This is a genomic window from Dietzia sp. DQ11-71 (assembly GCF_014144995.1).
GTDB classification, from domain to species: domain Bacteria; phylum Actinomycetota; class Actinomycetes; order Mycobacteriales; family Mycobacteriaceae; genus Dietzia; species Dietzia kunjamensis.
The window spans coordinates 1-3,271 of the sequence record NZ_JAALDT010000288.1 but is presented as its reverse complement, the minus strand read 5'-3'; the positions used below and the strand labels follow the sequence as shown (position 1 = coordinate 3,271).

Here is a 3,271-nt window from a genome sequence, read left to right as displayed (position 1 = left end):
GCACGCGGATCATCCCGGCGTCCGAACCCGGTGCCGTCACGCCGGGTCCTCGTGCCGGAACTCCAGCAGATAGTCGCGCTCGGCGCGGGTGAACCGGCGCGGGCGCTGGGATGCCAGGTCGAACGCGGCGATGGTGGCCGTGCAGTCCACCGCGGGCGGCGCCGAGTCCGGGGTGGTGCGGCCGCGGACCTCGTGGCGGGCCACGAACATCGCCCCGCCGACCTTCTCGCACCACATGCGCACGCGGATGGGGCCGTCGGCGTGCTTGACCTGGCCCCGGTATCTCACCGACAGGTCGGTCATCACCGCACCCGCGGTGAGCGTCGCGGTGGGTGTGCCCTCGGAGAAGAGCCACGGGATCCGCGCCTCCTCGATGAGCGTGATCATCCGGGCGTGGTTGACGTGGTGGTAGAGGTCCTGGTCCGACCACCGGACCGGCATCGCCGAGGTGAACACCCTGCGGCCCGGCTCTCCGGACACGCCCAGGGGGCCGCCGGCCTCGTAGACGAGCTGGTCGGTCACGTGGCGGGCCCCTGGTCAGTGATCGCCGCCGGTTGTGTGGCCGCCTCCAGCACGTGACGGACCCCCGAGGGGATCTCCACCGCGGTCGAGGTGGAGGAGTCGTAGGCGACCATGACCACCCGCAGCGTGCAACAGATCTCGCCCGCCGCGTCCAGGATGGTCTGGCGGATCTGGTACGACGTGGTCCCGACGTGTTCGACGTCGATCTCCACGTCCACCGAGGTGGAGTCACGCAGAACGGGCCGCAGGTGGTCGATCTCGGTGCGCCGCACGACCTGGGGCAGGTTGCCCAGGCCGAACGGCCCGAACCGGCTGCGGATGAACAGGATCCGCGCCTCCTGCGCGTACTCGAGGTACTTGATGTTGTTGACGTGGCCGTACTGGTCGAAGTCCGCCCACCGCACCTGCAGGGTGCAGCGGAACGTTCCGGCGTCCACGGCGTCGCGCATGGTCATCCCGCCTCCTCCCGGTCCCCGAGCAGCGCCGCGCGCTCCACGGGGGTGATCTCCAGTGTCGTGGTCTCGTCATCCGCGGTCACCACCATCACGGTGTCGACCACCGCGCAGGGCTCGGCACCGGTCGACTCGGAGCCGATCGAGGTCCGCATCGTGAACGAGGTGCGACCCACCCGCACCACCTGCACGTCCACCCACACCTCGGGCACGCCCATGGCGATGGTGCGACGGAAGTCGATCTCCATCCACCGCGCCAGCGCGCTCGGCACCCGGGAGCCCGGTACCCCGAACTTCTCGCGGAACCAGATCAGCCGGGCGTCCTGCGAGAACTCCTGGAACCGCACGTTGTTGACGTGCATGCCCACGAAGTCGGAGATGCGCAACGGGATCCGGACCCGGTGCACGGCCCCCGCCGTGTCCGAGCCCTGGGTGGTCGGCGTGGCCATCTGCGGTCAGTCCCTGGTGAGCTTGCGGTGCGTGACCCGGTGCGGGCGGGCCGCGTCGGGGCCGAGACGCTCGACCTTGTTCTTCTCGTAGCCCTCGAAGTTGCCCTCGAACCAGTACCACTGCCCCTCGTCCACGTTGCCCTCCCAGGCGAGGATGTGGGTACAGGTGCGGTCCAGGAACCAGCGGTCGTGCGAGATGACCACGGCGCAACCCGGGAAGTCCTCGAGTGCGTTCTCCAGGCTGCCCAGCGTCTCGGTGTCGAGGTCGTTGGTGGGCTCATCGAGGAGGATCAGGTTGCCGCCGACCTTGAGCGTCAGCGCCAGGTTGAGACGGTTGCGCTCACCACCGGACAGGACGCCGGACTTCTTCTGCTGGTCCGGGCCCTTGAAGCCGAAGGCGCTGACGTAGGCACGCGAGGGCATCTCGTTCTGGCCGACCTCGATGTAGTCGTTGCCCTCGGAGACGACCTCCCACACCGACTTCTCCGGGTCGATGTTGGCGCGGTTCTGGTCGACGTAGCTCAGCTTCACCGTGTCGCCCACCTTGACGGTGCCGGAGTCCGGCTCCTCCAGGCCCACGATGGTCTTGAACAGCGTCGTCTTACCGACGCCGTTGGGGCCGATCACGCCGACGATGCCGTTGCGAGGCAGCGTGAACGACAGGTCCTTGATGAGGACGCGGTCGTCGAAGCCCTTGGTGAGCTTGTCGACGTCCACCACCACGTTGCCGAGCCGCGGCGGCGTGGGGATCTGGATCTCCTCGAAGTCGAGCTTGCGGTGCTTCTCCGCCTCCGCGGCCATCTCCTCGTACTTGGCCAGACGGGCCTTGGACTTGGACTGGCGCGCCTTGGCACCGGAGCGCACCCACTCGAGCTCGGCCTTGAGCCGCTTCTGCAGCTTCTGGTCCTTCTTGCCCTGGACCTCGAGGCGCTCGGCCTTCTTCTCCAGGTAGGTGGAGTAGTTGCCCTCGTAGGGGTGCAGCTGACCGCGGTCGACCTCACAGATCCACTGCGCGACGTGGTCGAGGAAGTACCGGTCGTGTGTGACGGCCAGGACGGCGCCGGGGTAGGCGGCCAGGTGCTGCTCCAACCACAGGACGGACTCGGCGTCCAGGTGGTTGGTGGGCTCGTCGAGCAGCAGCAGGTCGGGCTTGCTCAGCAGCAGCTTGCACAGCGCCACCCGACGCGCCTCGCCACCGGACAGGTTCGTCACCGGCGAGTCGCCCGGCGGGCAGCGCAGGGCGTCCATGGCCTGCTCGATCTGGGAGTCCACGTCCCAGGCGTCCACGGCGTCGAGCTGCTCCTGCAGCCGACCCATCTCCTCCATGAGCTCGTCGGTGTAGTCGGTCGCCATCTCCTCGGCGACCTCGTTGTACCGACGCAGCTGCACCATCGTCTCGCCGAGGCCGTCCTCGACGTTCTCCTTGACGGTCTTGGACTGGTCGAGCTCCGGCTCCTGCAGCAGGATGCCGACGGTCGCCTCGGGATCGAGGAACGCCTCGCCGTTGGAGGGCTGGTCGATCCCGGCCATGATCTTGAGGATGGAGGACTTGCCGGCGCCGTTGGGGCCCACGACGCCGATCTTCGCACCGGGATAGAAGGACATCGTGACGTCGTCGAGGATCACCTTGTCCCCGTGCGCCTTGCGTACCTTCTTCATCGTGTAGATAAACTCGGCCATTCTACCCTCTCACCTGCGCATATAGTTCACTTCACCGCGGGTCGGCCGCGGGCACGACCCCCATGTTACGTGTCCGCCCGCGGCCCCGGCGTCCGCGGCGGACGCCGGCCCCACCCCCGGGAGCATCAGGCGCCGGCCGCCCCCACGAACTCGCCCGCCTCGCTCTGC

4 protein-coding genes are annotated in these 3,271 nt (G+C 68.4%); all 4 read right to left on the bottom strand.

Annotated features, from left to right (window positions below):
• Nucleotides 1-36 precede the first annotated feature (36 nt).
• Genes G6023_RS10710 through ettA form a run of 4 tightly spaced genes read right to left on the bottom strand, consistent with a single transcriptional unit; the run spans nucleotide 37 to nucleotide 3,103 of the window.
• The gene (locus G6023_RS10710; RefSeq protein WP_182635451.1) at nucleotides 37-522 is read right to left on the bottom strand and encodes an acyl-CoA thioesterase; all 486 of its coding nucleotides are present in this window, start codon (nucleotides 520-522) and stop codon (nucleotides 37-39) included.
• Complete coding sequence (locus G6023_RS10705) at nucleotides 519-977, bottom strand: acyl-CoA thioesterase (RefSeq protein WP_159148477.1); 459 nt, start codon at nucleotides 975-977, stop codon at nucleotides 519-521. The genes G6023_RS10710 and G6023_RS10705 overlap by 4 nt, the downstream gene beginning before the upstream one ends.
• A complete protein-coding gene (locus G6023_RS10700) occupies nucleotides 974-1,423 on the bottom strand; it encodes a thioesterase family protein (protein ID WP_182635449.1) in 450 nt (149 codons plus the stop codon). The genes G6023_RS10705 and G6023_RS10700 overlap by 4 nt, the downstream gene beginning before the upstream one ends.
• A 6-nt stretch (nucleotides 1,424-1,429) precedes the next feature.
• Nucleotides 1,430-3,103: an energy-dependent translational throttle protein EttA gene (gene ettA, locus G6023_RS10695; protein WP_067719805.1), complete on the bottom strand. Its 1,674-nt coding sequence runs from the start codon at nucleotides 3,101-3,103 to the stop codon at nucleotides 1,430-1,432.
• Nucleotides 3,104-3,271: the final 168 nt, after the last annotated feature.

Bases quoted from the DNA above. Each gene is read 5' to 3' on its own strand.
- G6023_RS10705 (WP_159148477.1), bottom strand. From the start codon at position 977: ATGACCATGCGCGACGCCGTGGACGCCGGAACGTTCCGCTGCACCCTG.
- G6023_RS10700 (WP_182635449.1), bottom strand. From the start codon at position 1,423: ATGGCCACGCCGACCACCCAGGGCTCGGACACGGCGGGGGCCGTGCAC.
- ettA (WP_067719805.1), bottom strand. From the start codon at position 3,103: ATGGCCGAGTTTATCTACACGATGAAGAAGGTACGCAAGGCGCACGGG.